At 74.4% G+C, this 20,479-nt stretch carries 13 protein-coding genes; 9 read left to right on the forward strand and 4 right to left on the reverse strand.

The genetic code is table 11. From position 1 onward, the window contains the following. Positions 1 to 163 precede the first annotated feature (163 nt). From OG994_RS14635 to OG994_RS14645, 3 genes are all read left to right on the forward strand, one after another. A complete protein-coding gene (locus tag OG994_RS14635; protein WP_328853567.1) occupies positions 164 to 1,489 on the forward strand; it encodes a polysaccharide pyruvyl transferase family protein in 1,326 nt (441 codons plus the stop codon). A gap of 76 nt (positions 1,490 to 1,565) precedes the next feature. Continuing rightward, the gene (locus tag OG994_RS14640; RefSeq protein WP_328853568.1) at positions 1,566 to 2,201 is read left to right on the forward strand and encodes an alpha-ketoglutarate-dependent dioxygenase AlkB; all 636 of its coding nucleotides are present in this window, start codon (positions 1,566 to 1,568) and stop codon (positions 2,199 to 2,201) included. A 151-nt stretch (positions 2,202 to 2,352) separates the two neighbouring features. Further along, a complete protein-coding gene (locus tag OG994_RS14645; protein ID WP_120328889.1) occupies positions 2,353 to 3,699 on the forward strand; it encodes a uracil-xanthine permease family protein in 1,347 nt (448 codons plus the stop codon). A 152-nt stretch (positions 3,700 to 3,851) separates the two neighbouring features. Here OG994_RS14645 and OG994_RS14650 read toward each other — a convergent pair whose 3' ends face one another. Together OG994_RS14650 and OG994_RS14655 are read right to left on the reverse strand one after the other, a co-directional pair. After that, positions 3,852 to 6,335, reverse strand: a complete 2,484-nt coding sequence (locus OG994_RS14650; RefSeq protein ID WP_120332161.1) for a DNA gyrase/topoisomerase IV subunit A — start codon at positions 6,333 to 6,335, stop codon at positions 3,852 to 3,854. A gap of 52 nt (positions 6,336 to 6,387) precedes the next feature. Beyond that, a complete protein-coding gene (locus OG994_RS14655) occupies positions 6,388 to 8,445 on the reverse strand; it encodes a DNA gyrase/topoisomerase IV subunit B (protein ID WP_120332162.1) in 2,058 nt (685 codons plus the stop codon). Positions 8,446 to 8,972: 527 nt separating this feature from the next. Between OG994_RS14655 and OG994_RS14660 the strand changes: the two genes are divergently transcribed. Together OG994_RS14660 and OG994_RS14665 are read left to right on the forward strand one after the other, a co-directional pair. Further along, positions 8,973 to 9,629, forward strand: coding sequence for a class I SAM-dependent methyltransferase (locus OG994_RS14660; protein WP_328853569.1), 657 nt, complete (start codon positions 8,973 to 8,975; stop codon positions 9,627 to 9,629). Positions 9,630 to 9,746: 117 nt separating this feature from the next. Then, positions 9,747 to 11,006: an SGNH/GDSL hydrolase family protein gene (locus OG994_RS14665; protein ID WP_328853570.1), complete on the forward strand. Its 1,260-nt coding sequence runs from the start codon at positions 9,747 to 9,749 to the stop codon at positions 11,004 to 11,006. A gap of 43 nt (positions 11,007 to 11,049) precedes the next feature. Here the strand turns inward: OG994_RS14665 and OG994_RS14670 are convergent, their stop codons facing one another. Beyond that, complete coding sequence (locus tag OG994_RS14670) at positions 11,050 to 11,853, reverse strand: alpha/beta fold hydrolase (protein WP_120332165.1); 804 nt, start codon at positions 11,851 to 11,853, stop codon at positions 11,050 to 11,052. 18 nt (positions 11,854 to 11,871) lie between these two features. Beyond that, positions 11,872 to 12,459 carry an NADPH-dependent FMN reductase gene (locus OG994_RS14675; protein ID WP_120332166.1) on the reverse strand — a complete coding sequence of 196 codons (588 nt, stop codon included), beginning with the start codon at positions 12,457 to 12,459 and terminating at the stop codon, positions 11,872 to 11,874. Between the two features lie 122 nt (positions 12,460 to 12,581). On the opposite strand from OG994_RS14675, the gene OG994_RS14680 reads away from it, so the two are divergent. The 4 genes from OG994_RS14680 to OG994_RS14695 all read left to right on the forward strand — a co-directional run bounded on the left by OG994_RS14680 (position 12,582) and on the right by OG994_RS14695 (position 20,420). Then, a complete protein-coding gene (locus tag OG994_RS14680; protein ID WP_328853571.1) occupies positions 12,582 to 16,025 on the forward strand; it encodes an AfsR/SARP family transcriptional regulator in 3,444 nt (1,147 codons plus the stop codon). Between the two features lie 152 nt (positions 16,026 to 16,177). After that, positions 16,178 to 17,830 (forward strand): carbamoyltransferase family protein, encoded by a 1,653-nt coding sequence (locus OG994_RS14685; protein ID WP_328853572.1) that lies wholly within the window; start codon positions 16,178 to 16,180, stop codon positions 17,828 to 17,830. Continuing rightward, positions 17,827 to 18,834 (forward strand): glycosyltransferase family 2 protein, encoded by a 1,008-nt coding sequence (locus OG994_RS14690; protein ID WP_328853573.1) that lies wholly within the window; start codon positions 17,827 to 17,829, stop codon positions 18,832 to 18,834. Before OG994_RS14685 ends, OG994_RS14690 begins: the two co-directional genes overlap by 4 nt. Then, the gene (locus OG994_RS14695) at positions 18,795 to 20,420 is read left to right on the forward strand and encodes an HAD-IIIA family hydrolase (RefSeq protein ID WP_407942587.1); all 1,626 of its coding nucleotides are present in this window, start codon (positions 18,795 to 18,797) and stop codon (positions 20,418 to 20,420) included. Before OG994_RS14690 ends, OG994_RS14695 begins: the two co-directional genes overlap by 40 nt. Positions 20,421 to 20,479: the final 59 nt, after the last annotated feature.

The following is a 20,479-nucleotide window of genomic DNA, read 5'->3' on the forward strand; positions in this document are numbered from 1 at the left end:
GATACCGGGTGGCCGGTCGCACGATGCCGACGCGCGGGTGTGGCAGGGCCCGGCGGTGACCTACTATCGCGGGGCCCGGAGGTGACGACCACGCCTGCGCCGGATCCGGCGCCGACGGTCACCGGCCGGTAAGGCCGTCGGGGACGACGAGAGGTGGAGCCCGATGCATCAGCGGATCCTCATGCGGGCCAAGAAGGGCCCCTTCGACGTGTACTCGCCGGAGGAGACCTTCGAGCGCAACTGGATCGGCGAGAACAGCGGCAACCTGGTGTTCAGCCACGCCGCGCACAAGCTTCTGCGGACCTCGACAGCCGAGATCACCTCCACCGAGTTCCGCGTCGACCTGCGCGACGCCGACCGCATCAACGAGCAGTACGACGTGTACGTCATCCCGCTGGCCAACGCGTTCCGGCGCAGCTACGCGCACCGGGTCGCCACCATGGCCCGGCTCATCGAGCGGCTCAAGATCCCCGTCGTCGTGCTCGGGGTGGGCGTCCAGACCAACATCCACGGTGACCGGGAGTACCTGCGCCCCATCGACGACGTCGTGAAGCGGTTCGTCAAGGCGGTGCTCGACCGCTCGCACACGATCGGCGTGCGGGGCGAGATCACCGCCGACTACCTGCGTACGCTCGGCTTCTCCGCCGTCGACGTCATCGGCTGCCCGTCGATGTTCCTGCACGGCGACAGCCTGCGGGTGGAGAAGCGCAAGGCGGCCCTGGAGCCGCACGACCGGGTCGCGATGACCATCTCGCCGTACGTGAAGTCGATGGCGTCGGTGGTAGCCACGCACCACCGGAAGTACCCGAACCTGCGGTACCTCCCCCAGGACCACAAGACCCTCGGCACCCTGCTGTACGGCGACGCGCCGGCCGACCGCGGCAAGACGAGCCCGATCCCGATCTACAGCTCGCACCCCCTCTTCGTGGAGGACAAGGTGCGGATGTTCGTGGACCCGTGGACCTGGATGGACTACCTCTCGGGCTTCGACTTCAACTTCGGCACCCGCATCCACGGCACGATCACGGCCCTGCTCGCCGGCACCCCCGGCTACCTCTTCGCGCACGACTCGCGCACTCTCGAACTGGCCCGGTACTTCGACATCCCGCACCGGGTCATGCCGGACGTCCCCGCCGACGTCGACGCCGCCGACCTCTACGAGGAGGCGGACTACACGGCGCTGAACAACGGGCACAAGGCCCGGTTCGAGACGATGCTGGCCTTCCTCGCCAAGCACGACCTGGGGCACTCCTTCGCCGACGGGGACAGCGCGACCCGCTTCGACGAGCAGGTCCGGGCGACCACCTTCCCGCCGCCCGTCCGTCCGGCCGCCGCAGCCGACAAGGAGGAGCTGCTGGCCCGGGTGCGGTGGCTGCGCGACCACAGCAACGAACTGCGCGCCAAGCTGGAGGCCCAGCAGGAGGTCCGGCTGCGGACCCGGGTGCGGCGGGCGGTCGGCGGCCGGGTGCGGAGCATCCTGAACCGCTGACCCGTCCGGGTCGACGGCCACCGCCCCGGACGTCGGGGTCGTACGGATGTACGAACGCCCTGCTAGGGTGGGCTCCATGACGCAGGCCGCGTACCAGCCGTCGATGCTCGACCTGACCGACGCCGCGCCGACCCTCGGGCCGATGGCGGGCCGGCTGCGCCGGCACCGCCTCAGCCGGGGCGCCTGGGTCGACCACCTGCCCGGGTGGGTGCGCGGCTCCGACCAGGTGCTCGACACGCTGCTGCGGGAGGTGCCCTGGCGGGCCGAGCGCCGCCGGATGTACGACGCCGACGTCGATGTGCCCCGCCTCCTCTGCTGGTACGACGGCGACCGCGAGCTGCCGCACCCCGTGCTCACCGCGGCGCGGGCGGCGTTGAGCCGCCACTACGCCGACGAGCTGGGCGAGCCGTTCGTCACCGCCGGCATGTGCCTCTACCGCACGGGACGCGACAGCGTGGCGTGGCACGGCGACACCATCGGCCGCTCGGCGCACAGCGACACCATGGTCGCGATCGTCTCGTTCGGCGCGCCGAGGCCACTGTTGCTGCGCCCCCGCGGCGGTGGCACGAGCCTGCGGTTCCCGCTCGGGCACGGCGACCTCGTCGTGATGGGCGGTTCCTGCCAGCGCACCTGGGAACACGCCGTCCCGAAGACCGCGCGTCCCGTCGGCCCCCGGGTCAGCGTGCAGTTCCGCCCCGTCGACGTGGCCTGACCGGCCCTCCCCCGCGGCCCTGGCCGTACGGCACGCGCCGCGGCCTGGACGCGGGGTGGGTAGGCGCACACCCGGCCGACGCGGCCGTGCTAGAAACAACGTCCAGGGTCGTCACCGCCCCCGCCATCCCTCCCGACGCGAAGGGCGTGCCATGACCCAGACCCCCACCGAGCCGCGTTCCCGCCGGTCCCCCTGGTCCCTGCACGGCGACGGGCGCTCCGTCCGCCCGGGTGACGTCGTGCACCCCGACGAGCGGCTGTCCTGGCCGCGGACGCTCGGCATCGGCGTGCAGCACGTGGTGGCGATGTTCGGCGCCACCTTCACGGTGCCGCTCATCACCGGTTTCCCGCCGGCCACCACGCTCTTCTTCTCCGGGCTGGGCACCCTGCTGTTCCTGCTCATCACGGGCAACCGGCTGCCGTCGTACCTCGGATCGTCGTTCGCCTTCATCGCGCCCGTGCTGGCCGCGAAGGCCGGCGGGGACATCGGCCCGGCCCTCGGCGGCATCGTCGTCGCCGGCGCGGCGCTCGCGGTCGTCGGTCTCGTGGTGCAGCTCGTCGGCGCCCGCTGGATCGACGCGCTGATGCCGCCGGTCGTCACCGGCGCGATCGTCGCGCTGATCGGCCTCAACCTCGCGCCGGTGGCCTGGGACGGCGGCGGCGCCGGCACCGGGGTGAAGGCCCAACCGCTGATCGCCGTGGTCACGCTCGCGGCGATCCTGCTCGCCACCGTCGCCTTCCGGGGCTTCCTGGCCCGGCTCTCCATCCTGCTGGGCGTGCTGGTCGGTTGGCTGCTGGCCGCGCTGCTCGGCGACCTGGACCCGGCGGCCGTCACGGGCCTGCGCGAGGCCGCCTGGATCGGGCTGCCCGACTTCCACGCGCCGAGCTTCAGCCTGCGGGCCGTCGTGCTGGTCATCCCGGTGATCCTCGTGCTGATCGCGGAGAACGCCGGGCACGTGAAGGCGGTCGCTGCCATGACCGGCCGCAACCTCGACCGGGACATGGGCCGGGCCTTCCTGGGCGACGGTCTCGCCACCGTCCTCGCCGGCTCCGGCGGCGGCTCGGGCACCACGACGTACGCGGAGAACATCGGCGTGATGGCGGCGACCCGGGTCTACTCGACGGCCGCGTACTGGGTGGCGGGCCTGGCCGCCGTGCTGCTCGGGCTCTGCCCGAAGTTCGGGGCGCTGATCCTCACCGTGCCCGCCGGCGTGCTGGGCGGCGCGACCACCGCCCTCTACGGGCTCATCGCCATCCTCGGCGCCCGCATCTGGATCGAGAACCGGGTGGACTTCCACGACCCGGTGAACCTGATGACCGCCGCCGTGGCGGTGATCGTCGGCGCGGCGAACTACACCCTGACGGCCGGCGACCTCTCCTTCAACGGCATCGCCCTCGGCACCGGCGCCGCCCTGGTGATCTACCACGGCATGCGCCTGATCGCCCGCCTGCGCGGAACCACCCCCGGCCCCCGCACCACCCCCGAACCCGAGCTCTGACCCCACCGGTCAGGCCCCGGGGGTCGGCCCCCGGGTCCGCTCTCTGCGTCGATCATGAAGTTGTCGCCCGTCGGCACGGCGTGTCGGGGCAACAACTTCATGATCACCGGGGCGAACCCTGACCGGCGCGGGGCCGGGGGGCCGGGGGTGGGTCAGTCGCGTTCGATCAGGTGGCCCACCACGGTCGGGCCGAGCATCACGGCGAAGCCGGAGCCGTCCCGGCGCGGGTCCGCGGCGGGCAGTTCGACCGGCTCGCCGTTCGCCGTCGAGCCGACCGGGCGCGGCCCGATCCAGGCGACCACCACGTCGGTCTCGCCCTTGAGGAAGCGCTGCGCCCGCACGCCGCCCGTCGCGCGGCCCTTCGCCGGGTACGCCGCGAACGGCGTCACCTTGACAGTGGCCCCCGTCGACGTGACCACCATCGGCTCCCCGTGCGACGGGTCGTCGGTGCGCACCGCGCCGAAGAAGACCACCTGGGCCGGGTCGGGCAGGTTGATCCCGGCCATGCCGCCGCCCCGAAGGCCCTGCGGGCGGACCAGCTTGGCCGGGAAGCGCAGCAGGGACGCCTCGGAGGTGACGAACGCGAGCGTCTCCGCGCCGTCGGTCAGCCACGTCGCCCCGACCACCTCGTCACCGTCGCGGAGGCTGATGACCTCGAACTCGTCGGCGCGGACCGGCCACTCCGGCGCGCAGACCTTCACCACGCCCTGCCGGGTGCCGAGCGCGAGCCCCGGAGAGCCCTCCCCGGCCGGGCCGAGCGGCGCGAGGCCCACCACGGTCTCCCCCGCCTCCAGGGGCACCAGTTCGGCGGCGGACATCCCGCCACGCAGCGAGACCGTGCCGGACTGCTCGGGCAGCACCGGCAACGGCAGCACGTCGATCTTGAAGGCACGGCCGGCACTGGTCACGAGCAGCACCCGGCCCCGCGCCGTGGAGGGCACGACGGCGCGGACGACGTCGTGCTTCACGCGGCCGTTGCGGCGGCGCCCCTCGGCGGCCTCCTCGGACTCCGCCGCCGTGCGGGCCACCAGCCCGGTCGCGGAGAGGATGACCTGGCAGGGGTCGTCGGCCACCTCCAGCGGGCCCGCCGGGGCGGACGCCGCGAGCACCTCCTTGAGGTCGCCGTCGACCAGGGTCGTACGGCGCGGGGCGCCGAACTGCTTCACCACGGCGGCCAGCTCGTCCGAGACCAGCTTCCGGAGCACCTTCGGGTCGTCCAGGATGCGCGACAGGTCGGCGATCTCGGCCCGCAGCTTCTCCTGCTCGGCCTCCAGTTCGAGCCGGTCGTACTTGGTGAGCCGCCGCAGCGGGGTGTCGAGGATGTAGGTCGCCTGGATCTCGGAGAGCTTGAACCGGCGCATCAGCCCTTCCTTGGCCGACTGCGCGTCCTCGCTGCCGCGGATCAGCTTGACCACCTTGTCGATGTCGAGCAGTGCGATCAGCAGGCCGTCGACGAGGTGCAGCCGCTCCTCCCGTTTGCGGCGGCGGTAGGAGCTGCGCCGGGTCACGACCTCGTAGCGGTGGGCCAGGAAGACCTCGAGCAGCTCCTTCAGCCCCAGCGTCCGCGGCTGCCCGTCGACCAGCACGAGGTTGTTGATGCCGAAGGACTGCTCCAGCGGCGTGAGCCGGTAGAGGTCGGCCAGGAGCGCCTGCGGGTTGACCCCCACCTTGCACTCGACCACCAGCCGGGTGCCGTTCTCGCGGTCGGAGAGGTCCTTGACGTCGGCGATGCCGGTGAGCCGCTTGGTCTTGGTCACCTCGTGCGTGATCGCCGCAATGACCTTCTCCGCGCCCACGCCGTACGGCAGCTCGACCACCGTGATCGCCTGCCGGCCACGGCTGCCCTGGAGCGGGCCGATCTCCACCTTGGCGCGCATGCGGACGACGCCCCGCCCGCTCTCGTACGCCCGGCGCACCTCGTCGAGGCCGAGCAGCAGGCCGCCGGTGGGCAGGTCGGGGCCCGGGACGAACTCCATGAGCTTGTCCAGCGAGGCGTCCGGGTGGTTGATGAGCCAGCGGGCGGCCTGCACGACCTCGGCGAGGTTGTGCGGGATCATGTTGGTGGCCATGCCGACGGCGATCCCGGACGCGCCGTTGACGAGCAGGTTGGGGAACGCGGCCGGGAGCACCGTCGGCTGCGTCAGCGAACCGTCGTAGTTCGGCTCGAGGTCGACGGTGTCCTCGCCCAGCTCGCCGACGAGCAGCATCGCCTCGCGGGACATGCGCGCCTCGGTGTAGCGCGCCGCCGCCGGCCCGTCGTCGGGGCTGCCGAAGTTGCCGTGACCGTCCACGAGCGGCACGTTGAGCGAGAAGTCCTGCGCCAGCCGCACCATGGCGTCGTAGATGGGCGCGTCGCCGTGCGGGTGGTACTTACCCATCACGTCGCCGACGATCCGGGCGGACTTCACGTGCCCCCGGTCGGGGCGGTGCCCCTGCTCGTACATCGACCAGAGGATGCGCCGGTGCACCGGCTTCAGGCCGTCGCGAGCGTCGGGCAGGGCGCGGGAGTGGATGACCGAGAAGGCGTACTCCAGGTAGGAGTCCGACACCTCGGTGACCAGCGGGTTGTCGAAGACCCGCGCGCCGGCCCGGTCGAACGCGGACAGGTCGACCTTCGTTTCCTTGCGGCGTGCCATGCTCAGTGTTCCCCTCGGGTGGACCCGGTGCTCATGCCGTCCCGCCGGCGGCTCATGCGTCGATCGCCTCGCGGTCGACCCGGTCGGCGGACTCGATCAGCCAGTTGCGGCGCGGCTCGACCTTCTCGCCCATCAGCAGGTCGAGGATCCGCTCGGCGGCGTCGACGTCGTCGAGCGTGATGCGCCGCACCGCCCGGGTGGCCGGGTTCATGGTCGTCTCCCAGAGCTCGTCGGCGTCCATCTCGCCGAGGCCCTTGAAGCGCGGGACGGGCGTCACGATCTGCTTGCCGGCCTTCTCCAGCCTGCGGACCGTCGCCTCCATCTCGGCCTGCGTGTACGTGTAGATCGTCTCCGGGTTGCGGCCCTTCGTGGTGATCTTGTGGAGTGGCGGCATCGCCGCGTACAGGCGGCCGGCCTCGATGAGCGGCCGCATGTACCGGGCGAAGAGCGTGATCAGCAGCGTCCGGATGTGGGCGCCGTCGACGTCGGCGTCGGCCATGATGAGTACGCGGCCGTACCGCATCGCGGACAGGTCGAACGTACGCCCCGAGCCGGCGCCCAGCACCTGCACGATCGCCGCGCACTCGGCGTTGTCCAGCACCTGCTGGAGGTTCGCCTTCTGCACGTTGAGGATCTTGCCGCGGATCGGCAGCAGCGCCTGGTACTCCGAGGAGCGGGCCATCCGGCTCGTGCCGAGCGCGCTGTCACCCTCCACGATGAACAACTCGCTGCGCTCGATGCCGGTGGCCCGGCAGTCGACCAGCTTCGCGGGCATCGACGCGCCCTCCAGCGCCGTCTTGCGGCGGGCGGCGTCCTTCTGCTGCTTCTGGGTGAGCCGTACGCGCGCGGCGTCGACGATCTTCTGGAGCACCGTGCGCGCCTCGGCGCGCGTCTTCCGGTCCTCCAGCCAGGACTTCAGGTGCTGCTCCACCAACTGCTGCACCACCTTCGTGATGCCGGCCGTGGAGAGTTCGTCCTTGGTCTGGGAGGTGAACTGCGGCTCGGGGATGCGCACGTGCACCACGGCCGTCATACCCTCCAGGACGTCGTCCAGGGTGGGCGCGTCCTCCTTGGCCCTGAGCAGCCCGCGGGTGTTGCGGGCGGCCTCGGCCAGGGTGCGGGCGAGGCCCCGCTCGAAGCCCTTGCGGTGGGTGCCGCCGTGCGCGTTGCGGATGGTGTTGGTGAAGCACTCGACAGTGCGCTCGTAGCCGGTGCCCCACCGGAAGGCGATCTCGACCTCCGCGCGGCGCTGCACGTTGGACTGCATGACGCCGTTGGCGTCGGCCGCGTTCTCCCGGTACGTCCCCTCGCCGGTGACCAGCAGCGTGCCCGACACCGGACGGTCGCCGGCCGGGGCCAGGAACTCGACCATGTCGGTGAGCCCGTTGGGGAAGTGGAAGGTCTCCTCCACCGGCTCGGCGCCGGTCAGGTCGCGCAGCAGGTAGGTGACGCCGGGCACCAGGAACGCCGTGTTGCGCATCTTCATCCGGACGGACTCGACGTCGAGCGCGGCGCCCGTCTCGAAGTAGCGCGGGTCGTGCCACCAGCGGATGAGGGTGCCGGTGGGCTGGCGGCGCTTCATCGCCCCGACCACCTGCAGGCCGGGCCCCGGGGTGAACGGGGCGTCCGGCCCGTCGCCGTCGAAGATGCCCGGTACGCCGTGGCGGAACGACATGGCGTGGATCTTCCCGTCGCGGCGCACGGTCACGTCGAACCGGCGGGAGAGCGCGTTGACCGCGGAGGCGCCCACACCGTGCAGGCCGCCGGACGTCTTGTAACCCGAGCCGCCGAACTTGCCGCCGGCGTGCAGGCGGGTCAGCACCAGCTCGACGCCGGAGAGGCCGGAACGCGCGTGCACGTCGGTGGGGATGCCGCGGCCGTCGTCGTCGACCTCCACCGAGCCGTCGGCGTGCAGCGTCACCACGACCCGGGTGGCGTGACCGGCCACACCCTCGTCGGTCGCGTTGTCGAGGATCTCGTTGACGAGGTGACCCACGCCACGGCTGTCGGTGGAGCCGATGTACATGCCGGGCCGCTTGCGGACGGCGTCCAGCCCCTCGAGGTGCGTGAGGTCGTCGGCCCCGTACAGGGTCTCAGGCTCTGCGGTCAACGGGTCGTACTCCCAGGTCTCGGCGGTGTGGTGCCGCTCGCCGGCGGGTCATGCCGGCGCGGCGCGCCGCAGCGAGCCTAGCCGGATGCCCCGACAACCCCGCGCGACCCGCCGCGCGACGAGGCGGCCGCGGGTGTGTGCGCAGGCGGTCGGCGGTACGCGACCCCGCCCGTCCAACACCAACCCCCACCGCCAGATTCCACCGGCCCCCTCCCGCCCCCTCCCGCCCCCACCCCCACCCCCCGACTCCCGGTGATCATGACGTTGGCGGGGCGAAATGTCCGGTTCAGGCCCGCCAACGTCATGATCAGCGTGGGAAGGGCGGGGAGGCGGCGCGGGAAGGGCGGGGAGGCGGCGCGGGAAGGGCGGGGAGGCGGCGCGGGAAGGGCGGGGAGGCGGCGTGGGAAGGGCGGGGAGGCGGCGTGGGAAGGGCGGGGAGGCGGCGCGGGACCGCGGGGATGGTCGGCCGGCGCTACGCTGGCCGGCGGTCGCGCCCGCCCCCGGGCGCCGGCGAGCCGGGAGGGCACGTGCAGGACCAGGAGGCGACGGCGCGGCTGTCGGCCGAGGCGCTGGCCGCGGGCGATCCGACCGGCTGGTTCGAACGGCTCTACACGGAGGCCGAGCGGGGGGACTCGACCGTCCCCTGGGACCGGGAGTCCCCGCACGGCCTGCTCGTCGAGTGGGCCACGGCACGCGAGCTGTCCGAGGCCGGCCGCCGCGCCCTGGTCGTGGGCTGCGGCTACGGCCGCGACGCCGAGTACCTGGGCCGGCTGGGCTTCGCCACCACGGCCTTCGACATCTCCCCCACCGCCGTACGGGTGGCGCGGGAGCGGCATCCGGGCTCGCCCGTCACGTACGTGACCGCGGACCTGCTCGACCCGCCCGCCGACTGGCGGCGCGGCTTCGACCTGGTGCTGGAGAGCATGAACGTGCAGGCCCTGCCGCCGCGGGTGCGCGAGGCCGCGTTCGGCGCGGTCGGCGAGCCGGTGGCCCCGGGTGGCACGCTGCTGGTCATCGCCGCCGGACGGGAGGACGAGGAGGACCCGCCCGCCGCACCGCCCTGGCCGCTGACGCGCGGGGAGATCGACGCCTTCGGCCGCTCGGGCCTCACACCGGTGCGGGTGGAGGATCTGCGCGACACCGGGATCCTGCGCTGGCGCGCGGAGTTCCACCGCCCCGCCTGACCCGCCCGCCGGGGCCCCGACCCCGTCCCAGACGCGAGGCATTGACGGGTGTCACATCGGAGTGGTCTGATCCACCGCAGAGGATCTTTCACATTTCGATGGGCAGATGGGGGACGCATGTCCAGATTCCGTCGTACCGCCCTGGTCGCGGCGCTCGCCGTCACCACGGCCGCGCTGTCGACCGCCGTCGCGCTGCCGGCTCCCGCCTCGGCCGCGCTGCCCACCGCCGCGGTGGCCCTCGGTGACAGCTTCATCAGCGGCGAGGGCGCCGGCGCGTACACGCCGGTGGTCGACGTCAACGGCGTCGCGCAGGGCTTCCCAGGTTGGACGGCGCCGAACAGCAACGCGTACTTCTGTCACCGCTCGGCCAACGCGTCGCTGCACCGGGCCGACCTCCCCGGCATCCAGGCCCGGTTCAACCTGGCCTGCTCCGGCGGGCAGCCGCACGACATCGCGACGGCATCCGCGGCACGCGCCAAGGGCCGGCAGGTCGCGGCCCAGCTCGACCAGCTCCGCACGGTGGCCCGCACGCACGACATCGACCTCGTCCTGGTCGGTCTCGGCTCCAACAACAGCTCGTTCACCTTCGGCGACGTGGCGGAGAAGTGCGCCAACCGGTTCATCGCCGACGCCTGGACCGGCTGGTGGGAGTTCTGGGCGTACCTCAACGGCCCGGTGCCGCAGGACCCGTGCAGCGACGCCGACCTTGCCACCTCGGCGCAGTTCGCCGCGGCGACCGCCGAGACGGTCGCGGCCGTACGCCAGCTGCTGGCCACCCTCGACGAGGTCGACGCCGACGGGCAGCACCGGGTCGTGCTCCAGGACTACACCAACCCGCTGCCCGTCGACCTGCACCCGAACTTCCACTCCGAGGACGGCCGGGACGACACCCGGGACAAGTTCCGCGCGCTCGGCGCCGAGCGGTACGCCGCGGGGTGCCCCATCCACCGGGCCAGCCTGCTGCCCGGCCACCACTTCTCGCAGGGCCTCGGCACGCTCGTGAAGTCCACGCGGGACACGCTCGCCGCCGAGTTCCCCGGCGCCGATCTGGTCTACCTCAACGTGCAGCGCGCGTTCGACGGCGCGCGGCTGTGCGAGTCGGCGGCCAGCCCGACCGGCGCGTTGGCCACCCCGATCAGGCTCCAGGACGACCCGCCGAACGGGGTCTTCGTGACGAGCCTCTCCGGCAAGGACAAGATCGCCATCCAGCGGATCGCCAACACCTGCGCCACGTACTTCCAGACCTGCCAGGAGTCGTGGCACCCGAACGCGGCGGGGCACCAGGTGCTCGGTCGGTGCCTCACCGGGGCGGCCGCCACGGCGGCGCGCGCCGTCTCGTGCGTCCGCGCCGCCGACGGGTCGGTCACCGTCTCCTGACGACGCGGGGCCCCGCCGGTCCGGCGGGGCCCCGCGCCCGTCGTCACGCCGTCGCCGGCACCTCGGTGGTGAGGAAGCTCTCCGCCATGCCCGCCACCCACTCGGCGCGGTGCACCAGGGTGACGTGGGTGGTGCCGGGCAGGACGGCGAGCTGGCACCGGGGCAGCCCGACGTTGTCGCCGGCCACCCCACCGCCCAGCAGGCGGAACACCTCCACCGCGTGCTCCGGACGGATGATGTCGGAGTCGCCGATCATGACGAGCGTCGGCGACGCCAGCGCGGCGACCGCCTCGTCCGGCACCTCCGGCAGGTTCTGGTCCATGTCCTTGACCCGCTCCACCAGGATCGGGAAGTCCTCCGGACGCGGCGCGAGGCGCAGGTAGTCCGTGTGGAACGGCGAGCCGTGCAGGTGCTCGGGCTGGAGCAGGGCGATGCCGTCCAGCAGCCCGGGGTGCATGCCGGAGATCTTCGTGGCGATCGAGAGCAGCACCAGCCGGTCGACCAGGTCGGGGTGGTCGACGCCGAGCCGCAACGCGGCCGCGGCGCCCATGCTGTAGCCGAGCACGTCCACCTTCTCCAGCCCGAGGTGGCGCAGCAGCGCGGCGCAGTCCTCCGCGAGCTGCTCGACCCGCAGCGGACGGTCGATGTCGGCGGTACGACCGTGCGCCTGGGCCTCGACGGCGATCACCTGGCGGGTCCGGGCGAGCAGCGGCAGGATCGCCCCGAAGTCGGTCTCGATGTTGGAGAGCGCGCCGTGCACGAGCAGCAGCGGCTTGCCCTCCCCGTGGATCTCGTAGTACATCTCCAGGCCGTTGACGGGCGCGTACCCGGTCGTCGTGGCGGTCATGTCGGTTCCTTCCAGGTCTCAGGGTCGGTAGGGGCGGCGGGCGCGCGCCTCCCGCAGCGCGTACGCCCACCAGGAGAGCCGGTCGAGGACGCTGTCCGCGGCGGCGACGCACTCCGACGCGGGGCGGGGCCAGCCGCCGTCGGCCGCGAACTCGTCCCAGTAGCAGGGCAGCACCACGGTGTCCCGGATGGTCACCGCGTGCACCTCGGTCAGCACCTGGCGGAGCTGTTCGGTCGCGTACCGGCCGCCGGACTCGCGGCCGTAGCTGACCACGGTCACCGGCTTGGCGCACCACTGGTCGTGGTACCAGTCGATGGCCGTCTTCAGCGGCGCCGGGAAGCCCCGGTTGTACTCCGGGGTGACCAGCACGAACGCGTCGGCGGCGGCCAGTCGGGGCGCCAGGGCCCGCACCGGCCGGGGCAGCTCGTCGTCGAGGTCCGGAAGGGTCTCCGGCAGCCCGGCCCGTGCCAGGTCGACGAGGTCGACGTCCCACTCGGGACGCCGCCGGGCCCGGCCGACGAACCACTCCGCCACGGTGGGGCCGAACCGTCCGGCCCGCGTGCTGCCGACGATCACCACCATCCGCAGCGTGCCGTTCTCCGCCATCGCGACCTCCGCCGTGCCGGACCTCCTGACGGGACTCAGCGTGCCGGGCGCTGCTTACGGACGGCTTCAGGTCGGCTTACGACGTCCCCCCGGGATGCCGTCCCGGCCCGTAAGGTGGGCGCGTGCGGTTCGCGGTGCTGGGCCCGGTGGCGGTCACCACCGACGACGGGACGCCGGTACGGGTGCCGGGGCTCAAGGTGCGGACCCTCCTCGCCGACCTGCTCGCCCACCACGGCACCGCCGTCTCCACCGACCGCCTCGTGGCGGACCTGTGGGGCGACGCCGCCCCCGCGAACCCGGCAGCCGCCCTCCAGGTGCGGGTCTCCCAGCTGCGCCGCGCGTTCGAGGAGGCGGAGCCGGGCGGACGGGACCTGCTCGTCTCCCGGCCGCCGGGCTACCTGCTGCGGGTCGGCCCCGGCGCGCTCGACGCCATCCGCTTCACCGACCTGGCCGAGCGGGCCGCGGTGACCTCGGATCCGCGCCCCCGCGCCGAGTTGCTCGCGGAGGCACTGCGGCTGTGGCGCGGCGAGCCGTTCGCCGACTTCGCCGACGAGGAGTTCGTCCGCCCCGTGGCCGTCCGCCTGGCCGAGCAGCGCCTCGTGGCCCTCGAACAGTACGTGGAGGCCCGCCTCGACCTCGGCGAGCACGCCGGCGTGGTCGGCGAACTGGCGGACCTCGTGGCCCGCCACCCGCTGCGGGAACGGCTCCGGGCGGCGCAGGTGCGGGCGCTCTACCGGGCGGGACGCCAGTCCGAGGCCCTCGCGAGCTACGCCGACCTGCGCGCGCGGCTGGCCGAGGAGCTGGGGCTGGACCCGGGCCCGGAACTCGTCGCCCTGCACCGCGCGATCCTGACGCAGGACCCGGCACTGACGGTGGCGGCTCCACCGGCCGCGGCGACGGTCACCGTAGCGACCGCGACCGCGCACACCGCGAGCGCGCACACCGAGAACGCGACGGACCGGGCCACGCAGGGCGGGACCGCGCCGGCCGAAGCCACGCAAACCGCGACCGCGCCGGCCGAAGCCACGCGCACCGAGACCGCGCCGGCCGAAGCCGCGCAGACCGCGACGAACGGGGAAGCGCGCAGCGACACCGCGACGAACGGGCCCGGGGCGCGGCGGCTGGCGGGCAATCTCCCGGTCGCGTTGACCGACCTGGTCGGACGCGACGAGGCCCTCGACGACGTCCGTGCGGCGGTGTCGGACAACCGGCTCGTCACCCTGACGGGCGCGGGCGGGGTCGGCAAGACCCGCCTGGCCCTGGAGACCGCGCGTCGGCTGGGCGACGACTTCCCCGACGGCGTGTGGCTCGTCGAGCTCGCCGGTGTGGCGCGTGGCCCGGAGCCGCCGCTCGCGGAGCGGATCGGTGCGGTGCTCCAGATCCGCGACGACACGACCGGCGGACCGCCCGTACCGCTCGCCGACCGGCTGGCCGCCGCGCTGGCCGGCCGGCGGCTGCTGCTGGTGCTCGACAACTGCGAGCACGTCGTGGACGCCGCCGCCGAGCTGAGCGCGCACCTGCTGTCGGTCGCCCCGCACCTGCGGATCCTCGCGACGAGCCGGGAGCCGCTGGGGCTGTCCGGCGAGGTGGTGTGGGAGGTGCCGCCGCTGGAGGTGCCGGACCCGACGGCCGCCACCGATCCCGGCCGGCTGGGCGCCTTCGGGGCGGTGCGGCTCTTCGTGGCCCGGGCGTCCGCCGCGTCCCGCGGGTTCACCCTGGACGGCGGGAACGCCGCGGCGGTGGCGCTGCTCTGCCGCCGGCTCGACGGCATCCCGTTGGCGCTGGAGCTGGCCGCCACCCGGGTCCGCGCGCTCGGCGTGCAGGGGCTGGTGGACCGCCTCGACGACCGGTTCCGGCTCCTGGCCACCGGCCACCGGGGAGCCCCGCCGCGCCAGCGCACCCTCACCGCGATGATCGACTGGAGCTGGCAGCTGCTCGACGACGGGGAACGCACGGTGCTGCGCCGCCTCGCGGTGCACGTCGACGGGTACACCCTCGCGGCCGCCGAGGCGGTCTGCGCCGACCGCGAACTGGCCGGCGAGGACGTCTTCGAGGTGCTGGCCCGTCTCGTGGACCGCTCCCTGGTCCGGCTGGACGACCGCGTCGACCCGCCGCGCTACCGGCTGCTGGAGTCGGTGGCCGCGTACTGCGCCGACCGGCTGGCCGAGGCCGGCGAGACCGACCTGGTACGCGAACGGCACGTGCGCTGGTACACCGAGTTCGCCGAGGCGGCGGCGACCCGGCTGCACGGGCCGGCGCAGCGGGAATGGCTGCGCCGGTTGGACGCCGAGGCCGCCAACCTCCGCGCCGCCGCCGACACCGCGGTCCGCACCGGTTCCGCGGACCTCGCGCTCCGCCTCGCCGACGCGCTCGCCTGGTACCGCTTCCTGCGCGGCCGGCTCGGCGAGGCACGCCGCGCCCTGGACGACGCGCTGGCGCTTCCCGGCGCGACGGCACCGTCCCTGGTGGCCAGCGCCCGGGCCTGGCGCGCCGGGCTGGCGATGCTGCGCGGCGACGGCTGGCCGGCCGACCGGGCGGCCGTGCTGCGTGACCTGGCCGGCGTGACGCCGCCGTCCCGGCGCGGCCGGGCACACTGGTTCCTGGCGATGGGCGCCACCGACCTCGGCGAGGGCGACGTCGTCGACGAGCTGATCGGGCAGGCGCTACGCGACTTCGAGACCGCCGGTGACACGTGGGGGGTCGCGGCGGCGCTGACGGTACGGGCGAAGTTGGCCCACGTGCGCGGCGACCTGGCCGGGCTCGACGAGGCCGCGCGGTGCAGCGCCGAACTCTTCGCGCGCCTCGGCGACGCCTGGGGGCAGCTCCAGGCCGGCGAGTGGCTCGGCGCGCTGGCCGAGCTGACCGGCGACTACGCCGAGGCGGTCCGGCGGCACAGCGAGGGGCTGCGGATCGCCGAGGAGATGGGGCTCTGGTCGGACGCCTGCGGCCGGCTCTGCTGGCTGGGGTGGCTCGCCCTCGAACAGGGCGACCCGTCGCGTGCCCGCGAGTTCGGCGAGCGGGCCGTGCGGCTCGCCGGCGAGCAGGGCCTGTACGGGGTCGAGGTCTTCGCCGACCTGGTGCTCGGCTTCGCCGCCCGCCGGGAGGGCCGGCTGGACCTCGCCGAGGAGCGGCTGCGCCCCCTGCTGCGCACCGCCGGCCCGGACGGCGGCCACGCGCTGCACGTGTCGATGGTCCTGGTCGAGCTCGGGTTCATCGCCGAGCACCGGGGCGACGCCGGGCGGGCCCGGTCGCTGCACCGGCAGGCGCTCACCGTCGCCGGCGAGCAGGACGCCGTGCGCGACCAGGCGTACGCGTTGGAGGGGCTCGCCGGCGCCGCGGCGCTGGACGGGGCGTACGCCGAGGCGGCGCGGCTGCTCGGGGCGGCCGAGGCGCTGCGCGCGGAGGCGGGCCTGCCGCCCAGCGCAACGGAACGGGACGAGGTGGAGCGGATCCGGGCTTGCGTCCGGGCGGCGCTGGGCGCGGAGGCGTTCGTGGCCAACGTGACGGACGGCCGGGGCCTCTCCCCCGCGCGGGCCGCCGGCCTCGCGCCGTCCCCCGCCGGCTGACCGCACCGGCGCCGGTCGCCGGGCACCGGAATTCGATCTCGGACAGCGATCTTCCGATGACGTACGGTCACATCTCTCCACTTTCGACGACCGTCGAGGGAGAAGTCGATGATCTAGAGGTTAGGCGGAGAAGTCGAGGGTAGGGGACCTGCATGCGGGTCCTCGGAATCAACGCGATCTTTCACGACCCGGCGGCCGCCCTGGTGGTCGACGGACGGGTGGTGGCCGCCGCCGAAGAAGAGCGGTTCAGCCGCCGCAAGCACGGCAAGCGTCCGGTCCCCTTCTCCGCCTGGGAGCTGCCGGAGCTGTCCGCCGCCTGGTGCCTGGCCAGCGCGGGCATCGGCGTCGACGAACTCGACGCCGTCGCGTACTCCTTCGACCCCGCGCTCTGCCGGGACCAGGAGAGCCTGGGGCTGGCCGACCCGTGGGACTGGCTGCGCGTCGAGTACGCCACGCGCGCGCCCCAGTTCCTCGCCGCCGCGCTGCCCGGACTCGACCCCGCCAAGGTGCGGTTCGTCCCGCACCACGTCGCGCACGCCGCGTCCGCCGGGCTCGCCGCGCCGACCGCCGGCGACGACACGGCCGTGCTCGTCCTCGACGGGCGCGGCGAGGTGGCCAGTCACCTCGCCGGCCGGTACGACGGCGGCGAGCTGCGGTCCCTGCGGACGCAGGAGCTTCCGCACTCGCTCGGCCTCCTCTACGAGGACCTCACCCGGCACCTCGGTTTCCTGCACTCCAGCGACGAGTACAAGGTGATGGCGCTGGCCTCGTACGGACGGCCCCGGCACCTCGGGCTGCTGCGCGACCTGGTCCGGGTCACCGACGACGGCGGGTTCACCGTCGACCGCGTCGAGTGGGCGAGCCTCACCAAGCCGCGCGAACCCGACGGCGAGATGACCGAGGACCACGCCGACCTGGCCGCGAGCGTGCAGACGCGGCTCGAGGAGGTCATCCTCGACCTCGCCCGCTGGCTGCACGACGCGTCCGGGGGCGCGTCCACCCTGGCCATGGCCGGCGGGGTGGCGCTCAACTGCGTGGCCAACGCCCGGGTCGCCGCGGAGGGCCCGTACGAGCGGGTGTGGGTGCAGCCGGCCGCCGGTGACGCGGGCACGGCGCTCGGCGCCGCGCTGCACGTCGCCGGCGCCCTCGGGGACCGGTCCGTCCCGATGCCCGGCGCCGACCTCGGCCGCGGCTGGTCCGACGAGGAACTGGAGGCGGAGCTGCGCCGGGCGGCGCTGCCGTACACGCGGCCCGCGTCGATCGCCGCCGAGGCGGCCCGGGTGCTCGCCGACAACGGGATCGTCGCCTGGTATCAGGGGCGCAGCGAGTACGGCCCGCGCGCCCTCGGTCACCGGTCGCTGCTCGCCCACCCGGGCGACCCGGCGACGACCGCCCGGATGAACGACGTCAAGGGCCGCGAGCAGTTCCGCCCGATCGCCCCGATGGTCCGCGCCGAGCGGGCCGCCGACATCTTCGAGGGGCAGCTGCCCAGCCCCTACATGCTGTTCGTGCACCGGGTGCGGCCCGAGTGGCGGGACCGCATCCCCGCGGTCACCCACGTCGACTGCACCGCCCGGGTGCAGACGGTCTCGCCCGACACCGAGCCGCTCGTGGCCGAGCTGCTGGCCGAGTTCGAGCGGTTGACCGGCCTCCCGGTCGTCGTGAACACCTCGCTGAACACCGCCGGCCGTCCGATGGTGGACACCCCTCGGGAGGCCATGGAGCTGTTCGGCTCGGCGCCCGTGGAGCTGCTGGCGCTCGGGCCGTTCGCCGTGCGCCGGGGCGCGCTGGGCGGTGGCCGGTGATCAGCATCGTGGTCCCGACCGTCGGGCGGCCCAGCCTCGCGGTGCTGCTCGACGCGCTCGCCGGTCAGCTCGACGACCTGCCGGGCGTGGAGGTGCTGCTGGTCGACGACCGGCGCGGGGACGCCGGGGAGCTGGCGGTGCCGGGGACGCTGGCCGCGTACACCAAGGTGCTGACCGGGCGCGGCGCGGGCCCGGCAGCGGCCCGCAACGCCGGGTGGCGCGCCGCCCGGGGCCCCTGGGTGGTCTTCCTCGACGACGACGTGGTGCCGGCCGGCGACTGGGCCCGGCGGCTGGTCGCGGACCTGGCCGTCGGCGACCGGGTGGGCGGCGTGCAGGGCGCCGTGCGGGTGCCGCTGCCGGCGCACCGCCGGCCGACCGACTGGGAGCGGGCCACCGCCGGCCTGACCGAGGGCGAGTGGATCACCGCCGACATGGCCTACCGCCGCGACGCCCTCGCCGCCGTCGGCGGCTTCGACGAGCGCTTCCCGCGCGCCTACCGGGAGGACGCCGAGCTGGCGCACCGGGTGCGGTCCGCGGGTTGGAGACTGGTCCGCGGGCGGCGGGTGGTGACCCATCCGGTACGCCCGGAGAGCCGGTGGATCAGCCTGCGGACCCAGCGCGGCAACGCCGACGACGCGCTGCTGCGCCGGCTCTACGGGCCGCGCTGGCGCAGCGACCTCGGGCTGCCGCCCGGGCGGCGGCACCGGCACGCCGCCGTCACCACGGCCGGCGTCCTGGCCCTGGTGGGCGTGGCGCTGCACGCCCGGCCGCCACGGCACGCCGCGTCGCGCGGGGCGCTCGGCGTCGCGACCGGCGTCGCGGCCCTGGCCTGGGCGGCCGGCACCGCCGAGTTCGCCCGGGCCCGCATCGCGCCCGGCCCGCGCCGCGCCGACGAGGTCACCACCATGCTCGTGACCAGCGCGCTGATCCCCCCGCTGGCGGTCACCCACTGGCTCCGCGGCTGGTGGCGCAGCCGGGGCGTACGCCCGGGGGTGACGGCGTGACGCTGTTCGACGCGGTGTTGCTGGATCGGGACGGGACGTTGGTGGAGGACGTGCCGTTCAACGGTGATCCGGAGAAGGTGCGGCCGTTGCCGGGGGTGCGGGCGGCGTTGGATCGGTTGCGGGCGGCGGGGTTGCGGCTGGGGGTGGTGACGAACCAGTCGGGTGTGGCGCGGGGTTTGTTCAGCGGGTCGCAGATGGCGGCGGTGCATGCGCGGGTTGAGCAGTTGTTGGGGCCGTTCGGTACGTGGCGGGTGTGTCCGCACGAGGATGCGGATGGGTGTGGGTGTCGTAAGCCGGCGCCGGGGTTGGTGTGGGCGGCGGCGGCGGATTTGGGGACGGTGCCGGCCCGGTGTGTGGTGGTGGGTGACATCGGTCGGGATGTCGTGGCGGCTGCGGCGGCGGGTGCGGCGGGGGTGTTGGTGCCGACGGCGGTGACGCGGGCGGAGGAGGTGGCGGCCGCTGCGTGGACGGCGGTGGATCTGCCTGCGGCGGTGGAGGAGATTTTGCGGCGGCAGGCGGCGGTGACGCCGGCTGCGGTGGCGCCGTGGCCGGTGTCGGGTGGTGGGCGGGGCACGGTGGTGGTGGTGCGTGCGGATTCGGTGGGGGATGTGTTGGTGACGGGTCCGGCGGTCCGGGCGGTCGCGGCGGGTGCGGATCGGGTGGTGTTGGTGTGTGGTCCGCGGGGGCGGGCGGCGGCTGATCTGTTGCCGGGTGTGGATGAGGTGATCGAGCATCCGTTGCCGTGGATCGATCCTGTTCCGGCGCCTGTGGATCCGGTTGAGATGCGCGGCCTCGTCGGGCGGTTGGCGGCGGTGGGTGCGGACGAGGCGGTCATCTTCACCTCGTTCCATCAGTCGCCGTTGCCGATGGCGTTGCTGCTGCGCATGGCGGGTGTGCCGCGGGTCGCGGCGATCAGCGACGACTACCCGGGCAGCCTGCTGGACCTGCGCCACCGCGTCCCACCCGGCGTCCCCGAACCCGAACGCGCCCTGTCCCTGGCCGCCGCCGCCGGCTACGGCCTGGCACCCGAGGACCAACCCACCCTCCGCCTGCGCCCCGACGCGCTCGCACCCCGGCCGGACGAGACGGCGGTGACCGGCCCGGAGGGGTACGTGGTGGTGCATCCGGGCGCCTCGGTGCCCGCGCGGGCCGCACCGGCCCCGCGGTACGCCGAGATCGTCGCGGCGCTGGCCTCGGCGGGGCACCGGGTGCTCGTCACCGGCGGGCGTGACGAGCGGGAGTTGACCGCCCGGGTGGCCGCCGCGGGCGGCGTCGACCTGGGCGGCCGGTTCAACCTCGCCGGGCTGGCCCGGGTGCTCACCCGGGCGCGGTGCCTGGTGGTGGGCAACACGGGGCCCGCCCACCTGGCCGCCGCCGTCGGCACCCCCGTGGTGAGCCTCTTCGCCCCCACCGTCCCGTTCGGCCAGTGGGCCCCCTACCGCGTCCCCACCGTCCGCCTCGGCGACCCCACCGCCCCCTGCCGCGACACCCGCGCCGCCACCTGCCCCGTCCCCGGCCACCCCTGCCTCGCCGGCATCGACCCCGCCGACGTGGTCGCCGCCGTCCGCGTCCTCGCACCCGGTTGACGGCGCGTCCGTCCCCACCCCGTGTCCATCACGTCCCGAGACAGCTGCGAGGAGAGGCG

The organism is Micromonospora globbae, assembly GCF_036184225.1.
Lineage (GTDB): Bacteria > Actinomycetota > Actinomycetes > Mycobacteriales > Micromonosporaceae > Micromonospora > Micromonospora globbae.

What these genes read in the sequence shown, in the direction of transcription:
- OG994_RS14635 (WP_328853567.1), top strand. Translation starts at nt 164, where the DNA reads ATGCATCAGCGGATCCTCATGCGGGCCAAGAAGGGCCCCTTCGACGTG.
- OG994_RS14640 (WP_328853568.1), top strand. Translation starts at nt 1,566, where the DNA reads ATGACGCAGGCCGCGTACCAGCCGTCGATGCTCGACCTGACCGACGCC.
- OG994_RS14645 (WP_120328889.1), top strand. Translation starts at nt 2,353, where the DNA reads ATGACCCAGACCCCCACCGAGCCGCGTTCCCGCCGGTCCCCCTGGTCC.
- OG994_RS14650 (WP_120332161.1), bottom strand. Translation starts at nt 6,335, where the DNA reads ATGGCACGCCGCAAGGAAACGAAGGTCGACCTGTCCGCGTTCGACCGG.
- OG994_RS14665 (WP_328853570.1), top strand. Translation starts at nt 9,747, where the DNA reads ATGTCCAGATTCCGTCGTACCGCCCTGGTCGCGGCGCTCGCCGTCACC.
- OG994_RS14670 (WP_120332165.1), bottom strand. Translation starts at nt 11,853, where the DNA reads ATGACCGCCACGACGACCGGGTACGCGCCCGTCAACGGCCTGGAGATG.
- OG994_RS14675 (WP_120332166.1), bottom strand. Translation starts at nt 12,459, where the DNA reads ATGGCGGAGAACGGCACGCTGCGGATGGTGGTGATCGTCGGCAGCACG.
- OG994_RS14685 (WP_328853572.1), top strand. Translation starts at nt 16,178, where the DNA reads ATGCGGGTCCTCGGAATCAACGCGATCTTTCACGACCCGGCGGCCGCC.